Origin of the sequence: Marinococcus sp. PL1-022, assembly GCF_033845285.1 — a bacterium.
GTDB lineage: Bacteria > Bacillota > Bacilli > Bacillales > Marinococcaceae > Marinococcus.
Genome location: NZ_JAWXCX010000001.1, coordinates 417,193 through 435,008, shown reverse-complemented (window position 1 = coordinate 435,008; position 17,816 = coordinate 417,193). Strand labels below are relative to the sequence as shown.

The window sequence follows — 17,816 nt, the reverse complement described above, 5'->3', positions numbered from 1 at the left end:
CCGGATGGCAGTCTATTATGATGAAGAACGTTGGTTTGAAGCTTTGCCCCACAAAATGATTGTTCTCCATGTAAAATAAACAGCGGTTCCAATTAAACAAATAAGGAAAAACGAAGGGAAAAACCACCCGAGTCCTTCGCTTTCATTCAGGGCTGTGCGAACGGTCTGCCACTGCACATAAACAAATCCGAGCGACAGCTCCACGAGGAGTACGGAAATAAGGATCTGGCCTTCACGCTTAAACACTTCTATTTGATACTCATTCATTCGCACCGGCAGGCGGAACCACCCCGGATAGCGGAGAGAAAAATATGCCCCGATCCATATAGCGACAAGTGCCAGCGGCGGCACAAATAAATAATACTTTGCAGCATATTCGTTTGGGTCTCCGGTGGCGTCGAAAAACTGGGGCACAATGTAGGGAAGACGGGGCCAATAGAAAAGCACAATTGCAAGCATTCCTATTGAAGCCACGCCTCCTACAATTAATGCTGTTCTTGCAAACGTCGGCATAACGGTCTGCCTCCTACTATTCTTTTTTCCAGCTTCACCACTGCTGTTTTTTTAACGCTTTTGATATCATTATGAGCGTAACGACACAGGACATCGCAATAATGACCATGACCATACTCCACAGCCATTCTCCGGAAATGATGAAAAAAACACCAAGAATAAGACTGAGCACTACAATAAACCCTTCAAACCAATAAAAGAATTTTACGGCTGCATTTGTGTTCATGACTCTCCTCCTGATTTTTCTTTTGATTTCTTTTTATTGCCTGGCTTTTTTCTTCCCGTCTGGTAGACGCCAAGCAGAGCACTCAGCATGCCGATTGCTGCAACTATGACGTAAAATGTATCGCCGAGCCATAGAAAAAAACCGGCTGTCGCCGCAGCTAAAAACAAAAATATTAAATTAAACGTAAACAGCACCGGGGATCTCAAACTACCCCTCCCTTTCGACTTTATCTTCTATCAACGTATCATTTTCTTTTCCAGTTGCCCATCTTTTCATCAAAAAGAGGCCAAAATATTTTCTCCCTGGTCTTTTCTCTTTTCAGGAAGGTTTAAAACAAAAAAAGCACCCATCTGTATGGGCGCTGTAATGATATGAATGGTGCTAGTGACAGGATTTGAACCTGCGACCTGATGCTTACGAGGCAACTGCTCTACCAGCTGAGCTACACTAGCGAACGTTTACGACAAATAATAATATACAAAAAGAAAAAATATGTGTCAATCAAAAAAGCAGAAGGCAGCGGTGGCTGCCTTCTGGGATGTTTAAATAAACAGCAGCAGACTGAGCGCCATTACGGCCATTCCACTCACTACACCGTAAATGGATACATGGGTCTCGTCGTATTTTTTTGCCGCCGGAAGCAGTTCATCCAGCGAAATAAAGACCATAATACCAGCCACACCGGCGAAAATAATACCAAAGAGCGTATCCGTCAAAAACGGCATCAGTATAAGAAACGCTAAAATGGCACCTGCCGGCTCTGACAGCCCTGATAAAAATGAAAGCCGGAAGGCTTTACGTTTGCTTCCCGTCGCAAAATAAATCGGCACCGAAACAGCTACCCCTTCAGGAATGTTGTGTATCGCGATAGCAAGAGCAATGGCAAGTCCAAGGCCCGGGTCATTCAGGGCAGAGGTGAACGTAGCGATTCCCTCAGGGAAGTTATGTATAGCAATCGCAAGAGCTGTGAAGGTCCCCATTTTCATAAGACCCTGGCGTTCAAGCTCTTCCTTTGACATATGCATATCCTCCACCCGCTTCACTTCATGCGGATTTCCTTTTTTGGGAACAAGCCGGTCAATGGCGGCAATAAAAATCATCCCTCCAAAAAATCCCCCGACGGTCACCCACTGGCCGCCGACTTCTCCGAGCGCCCCAACCAGCGACTCCTGTGCCTTAAAAAATATTTCCACCATGGAAACATAAATCATCACGCCTCCGGAGAAGCCGAGCGAAAAAGCCAAAAACCGGGTATTTGTCGTCGAAGTGAAAAAAGCCAGTATACTTCCGATTCCTGTGGCAAGCCCGGCTCCAAGTGTTAACAGAAATGCGTAAATGACGTTTGGTTCCATACACTGCCCCCTTCGTAATCTGATTACCTTCACGATTTTTTCCCTTATGCAACATTTTAACCATTCTTCAATTGTTGTGTCAATGCAAAACCTTCTTCCGGTGGAGAAGCTGCACAGTTTTTCCTGCTTCGCAAACAAAAAAAGGTGCTCACGGCTGGTAAGCCGTAAGCACCTGTTGTCTCCTGTATGTATGGTGGAGACGGTGGGATTCGAACCCACGTCCAGAGATATTGCCACTTTAGCATCTACGAGCGTAGTCGCTATATTATCATTCGCCAGTACATCAGCCTAGCAACAGGCTTTTGTACGGCTAGTCTGATTAGTCTCTTCAGCCGCCCTCAGACGGAGGGCGAACTGCGTAGCCCACTAAGAGTGAGACCCCAAATCATTCCACGCGGGCGATGGAATGCGGGATCCGCAAAAAGCAGTTGTTACGCTGCTACTGCGAGGTTTTCGTTGTTTTTGCCAGTTATTATTGGCGTGGCATTTTTACGAGCTGCCTCTCGGCTCGCAGCTAAAGCTCAACCTATCCCTGTCGAAGCCGTAACGTCCCCATGTGAAGGATAAGCATGTGCCCATAGGTTTATGAGCGACATACCATATTATAACGGGAGGCCCGGAGCGTGTCAATCTAGTCGCTCATGCCTTTCATGCTGCGGTTGATTGCTTTGTCCATTTCACGCTTGGCATCCTGTTCCTTGAGCGCCTGGCGTTTGTCGTATTTTTTCTTACCCTTGGCAAGGCCGATCAGCACCTTCGCTTTACCGTTTTTAATATAAACCTTCAATGGAATAATGGAGTACCCGGACTGCATGCTTTTACCAATAAGCTTATTGATCTCCCGGCGGTGCAGCAGAAGCTTTCTCGTACGCAGGGGCTCGTGGTTGAACTGGTTTCCCTGTTCATATGGGCTGATGTGGGCATTATGCAGAAACAGCTCGTTATTATCTATTTTTCCGAAGCTGTCCTTCAGATTCATCCTGCCGGCCCGGATCGACTTTATTTCTGTGCCCCGCAGTTCAATACCGGCTTCAAAGGTGTCCTCGATGGTATAGTCATGACGGGCCTTCCGGTTTTGCGCCAGCACACGGTTTTCCGTTTTTACTGCCATCTCCATTCACCTGCCTTCTGTCTTTATTTTACCATGGGAGCCCGGGCGCGTCCTATTGCCCCGGGCTTTCTGAGCTCACATTATTTTTTTTTATTGTTTTTTGAGACTTTCGAGTAGAACGGCTTTTTGTTACCGGACTTACCTTTTTTACGTCCACCGTCTTTTTTATTGCCGTCCTTCTTTTCTCCCTGGCCTTCTTTTTTGCCAGGACGCTTGCCCTTGTCGCCCTGAACAACCTTTGCAGACTCTTTGCGCCTTGCTTTCGCCGGACGTTTCATGCCGACAATTTCAAAGTCGATCGCCGCTTCGTCAAGATTTACATTCAGAACACGTACCTCCACCTGATCACCGATACGGTACATGTTGGCGGTACGCTCGCCTATCAGTGCATACTGCTTCGGAGCATAATGGTAATAATCATCCGTCAGGTAGCTGATATGAACCATACCTTCAATGGTGTTTTCAAGCTCCACAAAGAGTCCGAAGTTCGCAGCTCCGCTTACAAAGCCGGTAAACTCTTCCCCGATTTTATCCTTCATGTACTGAGCCTTCTTCATGCTGTCAACTTCCCGCTCAGCATCAATGGCCCGGCGTTCCATCTCCGAAGAATGCTGGGTGATTTCCGGCAGTTCATTTTTCCATTTCTGCTGTGTTTTGTCGTCCATCCGTTTATTTACCAGGTACGTCCGGATCAGACGGTGAACAATTAGGTCCGGATACCGGCGGATTGGCGACGTAAAGTGGGTGTAGAAGTCTGCAGCCAGGCCAAAGTGGCCGGCGTTTTCAGGATCATACTTCGCCTGCTGCATCGAGCGCAGCATCACTGTACTGATCACAGCCTGTTCCGGTTCTCCCTTGACAGCGTCAAGCACCTCCTGAAGGGCGCGGGGATGAACCGTATTTGCCGTTCCTTTGACAGCATAGCCAAAGTTCGTAACAAACTCCACAAATGACTGCAGCTTGTCTTCGGCCGGGTCTTCGTGAATCCGGTAGACAAACGGCACCTTCATCCAGTGAAAATGCTCGGCTACCGTTTCATTGGCGGCCAGCATAAACTCTTCAATCAGCTTTTCAGCGACCGAGCGCTCACGCAGCACCACGTCTGTCGGAGCAGTCGTTTCATCCACGAGCACCTGTGCTTCCTTGAAATCAAAATCGATCGCGCCTCTTCCAAACCGCTTTTCGCGCAGAATGGCTGCCAGCTCTTCCATGCGTTCAAACATTGGCACGAGTTCGCTGTATTCCTCCCGTTTTGCCTCGTTGTTTTCTTCAAGAATCAGGCGGACGTCGTTGTACGTCATACGGGCAGCTGTGCGGATCACGCTTTCAAAGATTTCATGATTGACGATTTCGCCCTGCGGCGTCACTTCCATTTCACACGAGAGCGTCAGCCGGTCCACCTGCGGATTCAGGCTGCAGATGCCGTTTGACAAACGGTGCGGAATCATCGGGATTACCCGGTCCACCAAATATACGCTTGTAGCCCGTTCTCCGGCCTCCACGTCGATAGGTGTCCCTTCGTCCACGTAATAGCTGACGTCTGCAATATGAACGCCGAGCTTATAGTTGCCGTTATTATATTTCGTCACCGTAACGGCGTCATCGAGATCCTTTGCGTCTGCCCCATCGATAGTCACAATAGTTTCATCGCGGAGATCCCGGCGCTGTTTAATTTCACTTTCGTCAATCACATCCGGTGTCTTCTGGGCCTGTTCCACAGCTTCCTCCGGAAAATCTCCCGGGAGGCCGTGCTTATGAATGATCGACAGAATATCCACGCCCGGGTCATTTTTATGCCCGATGATGTTGACGACTTTCCCTTCAGCCCCTGAAGCCGCATCGGGATATTTAGTAAGCTCTACGACAACCTTATGACCGTCCACTGCGCCGTTTTCTGCGTCCTGTGGGATATAAATGTCATCGCGGATGTGCTTATCATCTGCCGCCACAAATCCGTAATTACCGTAGCGCTGGTAAGTGCCCACGACCTTTTCAATACCACGCTCGATGATTCGGATAATCGTGCCTTCGGTTTTACTGCCCTGGCTCGAGTCCGAGATGCGAACAAGCACGGTGTCCTTGTTCATGGCCCCGTTAATTTCCCCGGCCGGCACAAAGATGTCATCGCGTTCCTTTTCCTCCGGAATAATAAAGGCAAAGCCTTTGGCGTGACTCTGAACGCGTCCGCGCATCAGGTTCATTTTCTCCGGTATGCCGTAGCGGTTGCTTCTCGTCCGGACAACGTCTCCGCTGTCCTCCATTTCGTTTAGCGTCTTCATGAGACGCTTAATATCTTCCGCCGAATCCGCCTGAAGCGTTTCCTGGATCTCCTCAATGGTTGCAGGGCCCGCAGAATCGTTTTTCAGGTAATCCAGCAGTGTCTGTTTTATTTCCTGGTCCAACGTTTTCATCTCCTTTCAATTTTGTTTTGATAAACGTTTTGAGCTTTACGCTCTTTTATTTCGACCAATTTAATCTGTCTAAAAACTGATAAACATCTTCGTTCAGTTCATCGCGGTCATTCCCAAGGGTGATAACGTGCGGGGAATCCGGATACCATTTAATCTGTTTATCCTCCGAAGAAATTTCTTCATAAATGATATTTGCGCTGTCTTCTGCAATCATATCATCTTTTTCTCCCTGCACGATCATCGCCGGGACGTGAACCATGTCCAGGCCGTCTGCCACTTCCCGGATCAGCCGGTTGACCGAGTGCAATGTGTCCGTCGGGAGCTGACGGAATTCCATAATTTCTTTATCAATCTGCTCCTGGTCTTTTCCTTCCAGGCGTTTAAATTCTTTCGCGTAATTGATGACGTCGCCATACAATTTGTCTGCGTTGTTGAACGTCGACATCGGGGCACTCATCGGAATAACACCAAGAACGTCGTAATGAGAAGCCACCCTAAGAGCCATCAGCCCTCCGAGAGAGAGGCCCCCGACGGCAATCTGGTCAAAGCCTCTTTCCTTTAATTCCTCAATTCCTGCTTTTACGTCCTCCCACCAGTCGTGGTAATCCGTTTCCATCAGTTCTTCCGGGGGCACGCCGTGGCCTTTATATACCGGAGCATGTACAGTATAACCTTTCTTTTCCAAAAAACGTCCCATCATCCGGACATCCGCAGATGATCCCGTGAATCCGTGCAGCAGCAGAACTGCACGATTTCCTCCTTCAAAGGTAAATGACTTAGGGGGTACTACACGCATGATTCATCGTCTCCTATCTATACTTTTTTCTGTTTAATCGATCGTTCGCATAAGGTTCTCAGAATTTATTTGTGTTGAGGTTAAAAATAATCGCACATCGTTCACCATTTCGTGCCGGTGCGGACCGTGAAAAAGAAAGTGCTTGCCATTTTTGTAAAGCACAAACTGCTTCACCGGGCTTCTTACTGTTTTATATATACGCACAGCGCTCCGGACCGGTACCAGGCCGTCTTTTTCACCCTGGCCGATAAACACTGGACAGGATACTTTTCCGACAAACGGGCGCAGCACATGCGCTGCCTGCCGAAACTCCCGAAGCGCCCAGCCGGGGGTTTTTAATTTTTCTGCGGCCAGGCCGTACCAGGGGTGCAGAGACCCCCTGACTCGTCCGCCCGCAACAAGCAGTGTGTCCTTCAAAAACTGGCCGGGATTAATATATTCCATCGGCATACCAATAAGCACGAGCCGGTCCACCTGATAACGGGCTGCCACATAACAGGCAAGCAGGCCGCCCATCGAAAATCCAATCACGTACAGGGTGCTGCATGCAGCCGCCAATTTCTTAGCCGCCCGGTCGGCAGCATGAATCCATGTGACATAGGAAACACGGCTTTGAATGCTGAAGCTTCCATCAGCATGCCCTGGCAGCACCGGCGTTTTCACTATCCAGTCTGTACACGCACGGAGCTCCGCAGCAATCGGTTCGACCTCCCACGGAGAGCCTGTAAATCCATGCAGACATAAACATCCAATCGCCTGGTTTTCAGCTGCTGTCGTCATGCTCCTGCTCCCCTATTCTTAATTTATCTCTGCCCTGGCCGCTAAAACGTTAAATTTCCGCCTGCTTCTTTGATTCACTAAATACAGGAAAAGCAAACATGGGCCGGTAACAGAAAAAACAGCGAACGATGGAACCGTCCGCTGCTGAGATAGCTTCCTATACTGTCTGTCAGACAAAATAGGCGATGAGTATGGTAAGAACAAAAAATAACACAGCCAGAACTACTGTAAACTGAATCAGAAAGGCTTCGATGCCTCTAGCTTTCTGTTTGCCAACCATTTGTTCGGCTCCGCCAGATATTGCTCCTGCCAAACCGCTGCTTCGGCCCGACTGCAATAAAATAATTGCAATAAGCATGACCGCAACGACTATTAATGCAACGTACAACACCGTTATCATCACCCGTACACCTCCACGTTCCAATTACGCTTGTATTAATGTAACACACCAAAACGTGCAGTGCAAGCACATGCGGCAGCGCAGGGCACAGGCCCTTTGATAACAGCGTTTTATTCAATTGTAAAAACCGCAGCCCACATGCTGGGCCACGGTCGAAAAGCACTTATTTGTTCAGGTTGTAAAAAGCATCTTTGCCCAGATAAACAGCGGTTTCCGCCAGCTCATCATTGATGCGCAGAAGCTGGTTGTATTTAGCCACACGATCCGTACGGGACGGAGCGCCTGTTTTAATCTGTCCGGCGTTGGTCGCTACTGCAATATCTGCAATAGTTGTGTCCTCTGTTTCACCGGAACGGTGGGAAATAACGGCTGTGTAACCAGCGCGCTTCGCCATTTCAATAGCATCGAAGGTTTCAGTCAGTGTACCGATCTGGTTCACCTTGATCAGAATGGAGTTGCCGATACCTTTTTCAATACCTTCTTTGAGCTTGTTGGTGTTGGTCACAAACAGGTCGTCGCCCACGAGCTGAACCTTGTCGCCAAGAGCATCCGTAAGCTTTTTGAAGCCTTCCCAGTCGTTTTCGTCCAGACCATCTTCAATGGAGATGATTGGATATTTCGACACCATATCCTGATAAAATTCGATCATTTCGTCTGCTGTTTTCACAACGCCTTCACCTTTAAGGTGGTATTTTCCGTCTTCGTACATTTCAGAAGCAGCAGAGTCCATGGCGAGCATAATTTCTTCGCCTGGCTTATAGCCCGCTTTTTCGATAGCTTCGATGATTGTTTGAAGTGCTTCTTCATTTGAGCCGAGGTTCGGGGCAAAGCCGCCTTCGTCGCCGACACCAGTGTTATAGCCCTTGCTTCCAAGTACCTTTTTCAGGTTGTGGAAGATTTCTGCACCCATACGCACAGCTTCAAGGAAGTTGCTCGCGCCGACCGGCATAATCATGAACTCCTGGAAGTCGACATTGTTGTCTGCGTGCTCGCCGCCGTTCAGGATGTTCATCATTGGAACCGGCAGAGTTTTCGCGTTAAAGCCTCCGAGGTATTCATACAGCGTAACGCCAAGTTCATCAGCTGCTGCACGCGCTACCGCCATTGAAACACCGAGAATGGCATTGGCACCGAAGCTGCCTTTGTTGTCTGAGCCGTCGAGTTCGATCATCGCCTGGTCGATGCCTGTCTGATCTGTTACATCGAATCCGATGATTTCCTCAGCGATGGTTTCATTCACGTTGTCGACTGCTTTAGTGACACCCTTGCCCATGAAGCGGTCGCCGCCGTCACGAAGCTCCACCGCTTCGTATTCACCGGTGGAAGCGCCGCTTGGCACAAGTGCGCGTCCGAAGGCGCCTGTTTCTGTAAATACTTCTACTTCTACTGTTGGATTACCGCGGGAATCGAGTACTTCGCGTGCGTAAATATCTGCAATTAAACTCATTGATGATTCACTCCTCTGAATGGTTATTGAATGAGGGACTGACCCGTCATTTCTTTTGGTTTTTCTATCTGAAGCAGTTCTACGGCTGTTGGACACAGGTCTGCGAGCACGCCGCCCTTGCGGAGCTTCGCATTCTCATCGCCTGTAACAATGACCGGCACCGGGTTGGTCGTATGAGCTGTCATTGGTTTATCATCCGGTGTTGTTACTTCATCGGAGTTTCCGTGGTCTGCCGTAATAATGGCGCGTCCGCCTTTATCGTGCAGCAGGTCCACCACCCGCCCGAGACATTCATCCACTGCTTCAATTGCTTTAACCGTGGCATCAAGGTCACCGGAGTGTCCCACCATGTCCGGATTCGCAAAGTTCAGTACAATGAAATCATGCTTGTCAGACTGAATCTCGCTTTCAAGCGCCTCGGTCACTTCATATACGCTCATTTCAGGCTGCAGATCATACGTGGCCACCTTCGGCGAATCGATCAGCACCCGTGTTTCTCCCTTAAACTCTTTCTCGCGTCCACCGCTGAAGAAAAAGGTCACGTGCGGGTACTTTTCCGTTTCTGCAATGCGAAGCTGGTGCAGTCCGGCATCTGAAACGATTTCTCCCATGGTATTGACCAGGTCCTGCGGAGGGTAGGCAATTTCAGCGTTCACCGAATCGCTGTAATGCGTCATGCTCACAAATTTCAGATTGGATGGGAATTTGTCTCCGCGGTCCAAACCGTTGAAGCCATCCTGCGTAAATACCTGCGAAAGCTGAATAGCCCGGTCCGGACGGAAATTGAAGAAGATCACCGCATCGTTGTCCTCAAGACGGCCAACCGCTTCTCCGTCTTTTGTGATAACCGAAGGGAGCACAAATTCATCCCATACCTCTTCTTCGTACGAAGCGTCTACTACTTCTTCAGCTGTCTCGTAGGAAGGTCCTTCCCCGTACGTAATAGCCCGGTAGGATTTATCCACACGTTCCCAGCGGTTATCACGGTCCATGGCGTAGTACCGGCCCTGTACCGTGGCAATATCACCGGTACCGATTTCTTTCATGTAGTCTTCCACTTCGGAGACATACTGTTTAGCGGAACGCTGGCCAACGTCACGGCCATCCAAAAAGGCATGAACATATACACGCTCGATTTCTTTTTCGCTGGCCATATCGAGCAGTGCTTTTAAGTGGTCTATATGGCTGTGGACTCCGCCGTCAGACAGCAGGCCGAATAAATGGAGGGCGCTGTCGTTTTCTTTTACATGATCCACAGCATGCTCAAACGCCTGGTTGTTTTTGAACGTTCCTTCTTTGATGCCTTTATTAATTAAGGAAAGGCTCTGATAGACGACCCGGCCGGCACCGATGTTCATATGGCCGACTTCCGAGTTGCCCATCTGTCCTTCAGGCAGGCCGACTGCTTCACCGAAAGCCGTCAGTGTTTCATGTGGATACTGATTCCAATAGCGGTCAAAGTTTGGCGTGCTTGCCTTTGCTACTGCGTTCCCTTTGGTTTCTTCCCGGCAGGCGTACCCGTCCAGGATGATCAGTGCTACTGGCTGGCTGCTCATTTTTTCCCCGCCTCTGCAAGCTCCAGGAAGGCATCCGGCTTCAGGCTGGCGCCGCCGACAAGTGCACCGTCAATGTGCTCTTTCGCCATGTACGTTTCAATGTTTTCCGGCTTTACACTTCCGCCGTATTGGATGCGTACTTTGTCTGCCGTGTCCTGATCGTACTGATCGGCAAGTGCTTTTCTTACTGAACCGCATGTTTCATCTGCATCCTCTGCGGTGGAGGATTTGCCTGTACCAATTGCCCAGATCGGCTCGTAAGCGACAACCACTTTTGCTGCGTCTTCTGCACTCAGTCCGGCAAAGCCTTTTTCAATCTGCTCGCGCACGACTGCTTCCGTGGAGCCGTTTTCTTTCTGCTCGAGGGATTCTCCGCAGCACATGATCGGTGTTAACCCGTGGTTCAGGGCTGCTTTTACTTTTTGATTGACCGTTTCGTCAGTTTCGTTAAACATTTCGCGGCGTTCGGAGTGGCCGATAATGACGTAAGGAATGTTTAGGTCTGCGAGCGCTGCCGGACTGATTTCTCCGGTGAACGCGCCGCTGTCCTCCTGGTGCATATTCTGTGCGCCGATCTTCACGTCGCTCGATGCTGCCGCCTCATTCATATCCTTCAGAAACAGAGCCGGTGCACACACTACCGTTTCCACGTCTTCTGCATTCGGTACTTTGCTTGCTACCTGCTCGATAAAATCCACCGCTTCGCCGTGAAGCTTATTCATCTTCCAGTTGCCTGCTATGATTGGTTTTCTCATTGTTTCACCCCGCTAAGATTATAGTAAATATACGTCCCGGCTGCCTATTTATCATCCAGTGCTGCCACACCCGGCAGAACTTTTCCTTCGATAAATTCAAGCGATGCTCCGCCGCCGGTGGACATATGGCTCATTTTGTCTGCAAGTCCGAATTTTTCCACCGCTGCTGCGGAGTCGCCGCCGCCAATGACCGTGTACGTGCCGGAAGCTTCAGCCATAGCTTCAGCAATTGCGCGCGTCCCTTTTTCAAACGTAGTGAATTCAAATACGCCGACCGGTCCGTTCCAGATCACAAGCTTCGAATCCTTAATGACGTTCGCGTATTCCTTTCTCGTTTCCGGTCCAATATCCAGCGCTTCCCAATCGGATGGAATGCTGTCGATTTTTACTGTCTGCGTGTTCGCATCTTCGCTGAAGTCATCGGAAACAATAACATCCTTTGGCATATAAAAGTTGACGCCTTTGTCTTTAGCCTTCTGCATGAATTCTCTCGCCATTTCAAGCTTATCTTCTTCAAGCATGGACTGGCCGATTTCATATCCCTGCGCTTTGACAAACGTGTATGCAAGTCCGCCGCCGATAATAAGGTTGTCCACGATATCGAGGAGATTATCGATCACGCCGATTTTATCTTTTACTTTTGCTCCTCCGACAATTGCTGTAAACGGACGATCCGGATCCTCAAGCGCCTGGCCGAGCACATCGAGTTCCTTTTCCATCAGCAGTCCGGCTGCGGAAGGGAGATGGTGCGCCACTCCTTCGGTGGACGCGTGGGCCCGGTGCGCTGCCCCGAATGCATCGTTTACGTAAATGTCTGCAAGGGATGCTATGTTTTTCGCCAGAGTTTCATCATTTTTTTCTTCGCCTGCTTCAAATCGAAGGTTTTCCAGAAGCATGATTTCTCCGTCCTCTAGGGATGCCGCTGTCTGCTTCGCCTGTTCGCCGTATACTTCGTCGACCTTTTTCACGTCAACATTCATAATTTCGCCAAGACGATTGGCGGCCGGTCCGAGTCGAAGCTCTTCCACTGCTTCCCCTTTTGGACGTCCGAGGTGGCTTCCGAGAATGACGCGTGCTCCCTGTTCGGATAAGTATTGAATTGTTGGTACAGCTGCACGAATCCGTGCGTCATCCGTAATGCTTCCGCCTTTCATTGGTACGTTGAAATCAACGCGGCAGAAAACGGTTTTGCCCTTCAAATCTAAATCGCGGATGGATTTCTTATTTAACGCCATTGCCAAACCTCCCTTAAATTATCTTCCTCATCTATCATAACAAAAATCTGCACTTCCGTTCTTTACCCGCCGCAGAAAAAACTGGAACGTCTATTTTTATTATTGCGGCGGCCTGAACGGAAATACCGGATTTTTGACGGGCCGGGTGCTGGCCCCCTCTACACCCAAAAAAGGGAGGAAGAAATAATATTCTCCTCCCTTTCTCAAGTATTAAACGAATGATTTACAGTTTTTTGCCAAAGCTTGCTGCGAGGTCCACAACACGGCTGGAATAACCGAATTCGTTGTCGTACCAGGAGATTACCTTAACCATGTTGTCCTGCATAACGAGTGTCGAAAGAGCGTCTACTGTGGAAGAATAGGCGCTTCCGTTGTAGTCCTTCGATACGAGCGGCTCTTCGCTGTATCCAAGAATGCCTTTGAGTTCGTCAGATTCAGAAGCTTCTTTCAATGCGTTGTTCAATTCGTCTACTGTTACGTCTTTGTCGAGCTCTGCCACGAAGTCCACAAGGGAAACGTTTGGAGTAGGAACACGCATCGCACCGCCGGTAAGCTTGCCGTCGAGCTGTGGAAGCACAAGGGCTACTGCCTGAGCGGCACCTGTAGTTGTCGGGATGATATTTTCAGCACCAGCGCGGGCACGGCGAAGGTCCTTGTGCGGGCCGTCCTGGATCTGCTGGTCACTCGTGTAGGAGTGGACTGTGTTCATCAGACCGCGTTTGATGCCGAATTTTTCGTCCAGCACTTTGGCTACCGGAGCCAGGCAGTTGGTTGTGCAGGATGCGTTGGAAACGACTTTGTGCTCGTCCGGCTTGAATTCGCCTTCGTTAACACCGACAACAAATGTTGCGTCTACGCCTTTAGCAGGTGCGGAAATGATAACGTTTTTCGCGCCGCCCTCAAGGTGTTTTGCTGCCTGGTCGCGCTGCGTAAAGATACCTGTGGATTCAACAACGATTTCAGCTTCTACGCCTTTCCAGTCAATCTTTGCAGGATCTTTTTCAGAGAAAACAGTCAGCTTTTGGCCATTGATGGTAAGGTTATCGCCGCTTGCCTGGATTTCTGCATCAAGCGTGCCGTGAACCGAGTCGTATTTCAAAAGATGTGCAAGTGTATCAGTGTCTGTCAGGTCGTTTACTGCTACTACTTCAACATCCGGGTTGTTCAAAGCTGCACGATAAACGTTACGTCCAATACGTCCAAAACCGTTAATACCAATTTTTGTTGCCATAATAATTTTTCCTCCTTGGAATATAAATAATTGTGAAAGCTACTGCAGCATAATGCGGCAGGTATTCTGCCTGTTACTCAGTTGCCTCCGGTGCATTGCTTTGATTCAGCATAGCTTTGGCTGCACCCTCATCGGTGATCAAAATGCTGCTCGGGCGATAGCGCATATAAGCGTCAATCGCCTTTGCCTTGCTTGAGCCTCCGGCTACTGTGATCACTGTCTGATCCGGCCGGAGCTCGTCCCACTGCAGGCCCACCGTATTTTCCCGGTGCACCACTTTTCCGTCCTGATTAACATAATAGCCAAACGACTCCGCGACCGCCGACTCTTCCTCGAGCCTGCTGCGCAAAGAGGCGCTCGTTGTCCGCCGCCCGGCCATCGTTTTTGCTTCCCCAATGCCGTGAACGACAAGCGATGCTGACTTTAACAGCTCAAGCACTTCCTGCACTCCGGGCTCCTGCATCAGCGACCGCCTCGTATCCTCGCTCAGCTGATCAGGTACATGAAGCAGCCGGTACGAGGCCTCGGCTTTCATTGCCATCGCAGAGCTGATGGTGTTGGCCTGGATCTCCACCTTCTCCCCGAGACCACCGCGGGCCGGTACAAAGATGGTATTGTTCCACTTTGCGTCAGGTACCATCATATCAGCTGCTGAAGCTAGCGTAGTGCCTCCGGCTACTGCTATCACGTCCCCGGGGCTGACACGGTTTTTCATCTGCTGTACCGTGGCCCGGCCGAGTTCTTTTTTCACTACCGGAAGCTCATCGCTGTCCCCTGAGACGACGATAACCTTCGAAACGGACAAGTAGCCTGCCAGCTTCCGCTCCAGCTCCTCGAGCCCAAAAGCATATTTGACTGTATGCTCGAGTCCTTCAAGCAGTTTATTTCCTTCTTCTGTTAAAAGCATCCCTGCGCTTTGAATCAGGATAAGTCCCTGCTGCTTTAAAAAATCAGTTTCACTGCGCAGAACCCGCTCTGAGGTGGATAGCTGAGTGGCAAGGGTTCTTCTTCCAATCGGCTGCATCAGGCGGATGTATTGCAAAATGCGGTACCTTTTCCCTAATGTTTCGAGTACATCAGGCTGCAGCTTCCTCTGCATCTCCAATACGTCACGTAACATACTGCTACACCACCGAACCTGCGGCAGCAGCTTATTTCAAGCCACTCCTCATCATTGATGTTTATTGTTCCATGCGGGACGATACAGGTCCCGCAGAGACATTTTCTGTCCCGCTCATTTTATAAAAAAATGAACGCTTTGTTCACAATTTCATTGTAGCAATCTATATTTGGAAAATCAACGCAAATGTTCTCCACGTTTTTTATGCTGACTTATACTTTTCTATTACCCGGATTCCACTTATTATATGCATAAAAATCCTCCCTTTTCCGAAGAGAGGATTTTGGCTATACCGGCTGTTTCCGCTGGGAAGAGGACGGAATACGAAGCTCTGTTCTGTATTTTGCCACCGCCCGCCTTGAGATCGTACACTGCTGCTCTCGCTGGAGCAGATCCGCAAGCTTCTGGTCTGAAAGAGGCTTTTCTTTATTTTCGTCTTTAATCAGTTTTTTCATCATAGCTTTTACTCCAGTGCTTGAAGCATCTTCATCCGGGCGGGTGATTTTTGAAGAAAAGAAATGCTTCAGTTCTATGAGACCGTGAGGCGTCTGCATATATTTCCCACTCGTCGTCCTTGAAACGGTGGATTCGTGCACATCCGCCTGTTCAGCCACCTCCCGCAGCGTCAAAGGACGAAGCTTTTCTTCGCCGTATTTTAGGTACTCGCTCTGCGCTTCGACGATCACCTCTGATACTTTTTGAAGCGTCTGCTGGCGTTGTTCCACACTTTTAACAATCCATAGAAACTGCTTATATTTTTCCATAGCGTACTGCCTGGCTTCTTCATCGGTATCCTGATTTAAAAGGCGCCAGTATTTCTCATTCATCTGGAGCTCTGGAAGCCGGTCGTTCAGAATGGTAACAGCCCATTCTCCGTCAATTTCCTCCACGCGCACATCCGGAGATACGGAAATTATTTTCTCCTGCCGGTAAGCCTCCCCCGGATACGGGGAAAGCTTCTGCAGGCATGTATAGATTTCCTGGAGCTGCTCTTTAGTGAGCTGATACTTTTGCTGCAGGTAGCGCCATTTTTTCGCTCCCAGCGCTTCGAGGTCTTCGGCCACGACCTGATCAATATACGGATCTGTATCCAGGCAGCGTTCAAGCTGCAGCAGAAGACATTCTTTTAAATTTCTGGCCCCAACCCCTGCCGGCTCGAGCTGCTGAAGCACCGAAATATACTGATTGCTTTCTTCTCTTTCCACGCCGAATTTTTGTTCCATCTCCCATTCAACTTCCTCTAAGTACCCGCGCTCGTCCACACTTCCGGCTAAAAACAAAAGTATTTCCCGTTCAGTTCCACTATAAGAGCCGCAGGCAACCTGCTCCCTGAGTGCCTCCTCGAGGGTTTCTCCCGCCGGCTCTCGCCAGTCCAGCTGTTCCCCGGCAGATGCCGGATTATGGACCGGAGCATCGGGCCGGGAGGATGCAGAAAGCGAGGACCCATCAGTTATAGAAGGGAGCGTTAACTCCATTAGAGGGTTTTCCAGTGCCTCGTCCTGCAGATAGTCGGATAATTCCTGCGAGGAGAGCTTCAACAGAGCAATTGCCTGCTTTAACTCCTGCGTCATCACCAAACTCATTTCCTGCTTCTGCTGCAATTCAAGCCCTAAACCCATCATCTCCACCTCCATTTTGAAAACGCTTTCTTTCATCATATCATATTTTTCTTCCGTGAATCGATCCCTTTTTCTTGTTCACTTACTGTCATTATATAAAAATAGACTTGGGCATTCTATTTGTTTGTCAGATGATTTTTCATCTAAATTACGATTTATAACGAAGTGAAACATTTGCACGAGACGTTTATGTTTGTGAAAATAAAGGGAATGGAAGTTGGCGTGCAGCCATATGGAATTGGGTCAGACTTTTTATTTGACCTTAATTGACCAAAGCGTTATGATAATAACAGCAACGCGGAAGGAAAAACTATTTTCCATACAACTACCATGAATGTAGGCATACATTTCATTAAAGGAGGACGCTTTTCATGAACTTGATACCAACAGTTATTGAACAAACCAACCGGGGCGAACGTGCATACGATATTTATTCGCGTTTGCTGAAGGACCGCATTATTATGCTTGGCTCAGGCATCGATGACAACGTAGCCAACTCGATCGTAGCCCAGCTTCTTTTCCTTGAAGCCGACGATCCGGAGAAGGATATTTCTCTTTATATCAACAGTCCGGGCGGCTCCATTACAGCCGGCATGGCTATTTATGACACAATGCAGCACATTAAACCCCAGGTTTCTACGATCTGCGTCGGCATGGCAGCATCGATGGGTGCTTTTCTTCTCACTGCCGGCCAGGAAGGCAAACGTTATGCCCTTCCAAACAGTGAAGTAATGATCCACCAGCCGCTCGGCGGCACACAGGGACAGGCTACGGACATTGAAATTCACGCCCGCCGCATCATCAAAATGCGTGAAAAACTCAATCAAATCCTTGCAGACCGCAGCGGCCAGCCGCTTGAAGTCATCGAGCGCGACACGGACCGTGATAATTTCATGAGCGCAGAACAGGCAAAAGAATACGGTCTTGTTGATCAGGTTATGGGACAATAGGATACAAAAAAGTCAGGACGGCGTCATGCCATCCTGACTTTTTTTATGTTCACATTTCTTTTTTCATAAATTCCGTCAGCGATTCGGCGGCTTCCTCTTCATCGGCTCCTTCAGCTAAAAGCTTTACGGAGGCGCCGGTACGTACAGCGAGGCTCATAACGCCCATAATGCTTTTAGCATTTACCTTTTTATCATCCTTTTCAAGAAAAATATTGGAATGAAACCGGTTTGCCTCCTGTACGAATAATGCTGCCGGCCGGGCCTGAAGCCCTGTACGCAAATTTACTTCCACTGTTTTTTCGACCATAGTTATT

Annotated in this window: 18 protein-coding genes, 1 tRNA gene and 1 other RNA gene; 1 reads left to right on the top strand and 19 read right to left on the bottom strand. The window is 49.1% G+C overall.

The window, feature by feature from the left end:
- Positions 1-15 precede the first annotated feature (15 nt).
- The 18 genes from SIC45_RS02275 to rpoN form a co-directional block, all read right to left on the bottom strand.
- Positions 16-513 carry a DUF1648 domain-containing protein gene (locus SIC45_RS02275; protein WP_319630928.1) on the bottom strand — a complete coding sequence of 166 codons (498 nt, stop codon included), beginning with the start codon at positions 511-513 and terminating at the stop codon, positions 16-18.
- A gap of 34 nt (positions 514-547) precedes the next feature.
- A complete protein-coding gene (locus SIC45_RS02270) occupies positions 548-739 on the bottom strand; it encodes a hypothetical protein (RefSeq protein ID WP_298785204.1) in 192 nt (63 codons plus the stop codon).
- Positions 736-945, bottom strand: coding sequence for a hypothetical protein (locus SIC45_RS02265; RefSeq protein WP_298785203.1), 210 nt, complete (start codon positions 943-945; stop codon positions 736-738). The genes SIC45_RS02270 and SIC45_RS02265 overlap by 4 nt, the downstream gene beginning before the upstream one ends.
- Before the next feature lie 170 nt (positions 946-1,115).
- Positions 1,116-1,191, bottom strand: a tRNA-Thr gene (locus SIC45_RS02260).
- A 90-nt stretch (positions 1,192-1,281) separates the two neighbouring features.
- On the bottom strand, positions 1,282-2,091 hold the full coding sequence (zupT, locus tag SIC45_RS02255) for a zinc transporter ZupT (RefSeq protein ID WP_298785202.1): 810 nt from the start codon (positions 2,089-2,091) through the stop codon (positions 1,282-1,284).
- Between the two features lie 191 nt (positions 2,092-2,282).
- Positions 2,283-2,645, bottom strand: a transfer-messenger RNA (tmRNA) gene (gene ssrA / locus SIC45_RS02250).
- A gap of 77 nt (positions 2,646-2,722) precedes the next feature.
- A complete protein-coding gene (smpB, locus tag SIC45_RS02245) occupies positions 2,723-3,202 on the bottom strand; it encodes an SsrA-binding protein SmpB (protein ID WP_091616658.1) in 480 nt (159 codons plus the stop codon).
- An 80-nt stretch (positions 3,203-3,282) separates the two neighbouring features.
- Positions 3,283-5,613, bottom strand: coding sequence for a ribonuclease R (gene rnr / locus SIC45_RS02240; RefSeq protein WP_319630927.1), 2,331 nt, complete (start codon positions 5,611-5,613; stop codon positions 3,283-3,285).
- Positions 5,614-5,659: 46 nt separating this feature from the next.
- Complete coding sequence (locus SIC45_RS02235; protein WP_319632914.1) at positions 5,660-6,412, bottom strand: alpha/beta hydrolase; 753 nt, start codon at positions 6,410-6,412, stop codon at positions 5,660-5,662.
- A gap of 30 nt (positions 6,413-6,442) precedes the next feature.
- Positions 6,443-7,189 (bottom strand): alpha/beta hydrolase, encoded by a 747-nt coding sequence (locus SIC45_RS02230; protein WP_319630926.1) that lies wholly within the window; start codon positions 7,187-7,189, stop codon positions 6,443-6,445.
- A 169-nt stretch (positions 7,190-7,358) separates the two neighbouring features.
- Positions 7,359-7,589 (bottom strand): preprotein translocase subunit SecG, encoded by a 231-nt coding sequence (gene secG, locus SIC45_RS02225; RefSeq protein ID WP_319632913.1) that lies wholly within the window; start codon positions 7,587-7,589, stop codon positions 7,359-7,361.
- A gap of 163 nt (positions 7,590-7,752) precedes the next feature.
- Complete coding sequence (eno, locus tag SIC45_RS02220; protein ID WP_319630925.1) at positions 7,753-9,036, bottom strand: phosphopyruvate hydratase; 1,284 nt, start codon at positions 9,034-9,036, stop codon at positions 7,753-7,755.
- Between the two features lie 23 nt (positions 9,037-9,059).
- On the bottom strand, positions 9,060-10,592 hold the full coding sequence (gene gpmI, locus SIC45_RS02215) for a 2,3-bisphosphoglycerate-independent phosphoglycerate mutase (RefSeq protein ID WP_319630924.1): 1,533 nt from the start codon (positions 10,590-10,592) through the stop codon (positions 9,060-9,062).
- Positions 10,589-11,347, bottom strand: a complete 759-nt coding sequence (tpiA, locus tag SIC45_RS02210; protein ID WP_319630923.1) for a triose-phosphate isomerase — start codon at positions 11,345-11,347, stop codon at positions 10,589-10,591. Before tpiA ends, gpmI begins: the two co-directional genes overlap by 4 nt.
- A 44-nt stretch (positions 11,348-11,391) precedes the next feature.
- Entirely contained in the window at positions 11,392-12,582 is a 1,191-nt protein-coding gene (locus tag SIC45_RS02205) for a phosphoglycerate kinase (RefSeq protein WP_319630922.1), read from the bottom strand.
- A 223-nt stretch (positions 12,583-12,805) separates the two neighbouring features.
- Positions 12,806-13,813: a type I glyceraldehyde-3-phosphate dehydrogenase gene (gene gap, locus SIC45_RS02200; protein WP_319630921.1), complete on the bottom strand. Its 1,008-nt coding sequence runs from the start codon at positions 13,811-13,813 to the stop codon at positions 12,806-12,808.
- Positions 13,814-13,886: 73 nt separating this feature from the next.
- Positions 13,887-14,933, bottom strand: coding sequence for a sugar-binding transcriptional regulator (locus tag SIC45_RS02195; RefSeq protein ID WP_319630920.1), 1,047 nt, complete (start codon positions 14,931-14,933; stop codon positions 13,887-13,889).
- 287 nt (positions 14,934-15,220) lie between these two features.
- Positions 15,221-16,591, bottom strand: a complete 1,371-nt coding sequence (gene rpoN, locus SIC45_RS02190) for an RNA polymerase factor sigma-54 (RefSeq protein ID WP_319630919.1) — start codon at positions 16,589-16,591, stop codon at positions 15,221-15,223.
- A gap of 332 nt (positions 16,592-16,923) precedes the next feature.
- On the opposite strand from rpoN, the gene clpP reads away from it, so the two are divergent.
- A complete protein-coding gene (clpP, locus tag SIC45_RS02185; protein WP_298785192.1) occupies positions 16,924-17,502 on the top strand; it encodes an ATP-dependent Clp endopeptidase proteolytic subunit ClpP in 579 nt (192 codons plus the stop codon).
- 49 nt (positions 17,503-17,551) lie between these two features.
- Here clpP and SIC45_RS02180 read toward each other — a convergent pair whose 3' ends face one another.
- Positions 17,552-17,809 (bottom strand): HPr family phosphocarrier protein, encoded by a 258-nt coding sequence (locus SIC45_RS02180; protein WP_298785191.1) that lies wholly within the window; start codon positions 17,807-17,809, stop codon positions 17,552-17,554.
- Between the last annotated feature and the right edge of the window lie 7 nt (positions 17,810-17,816).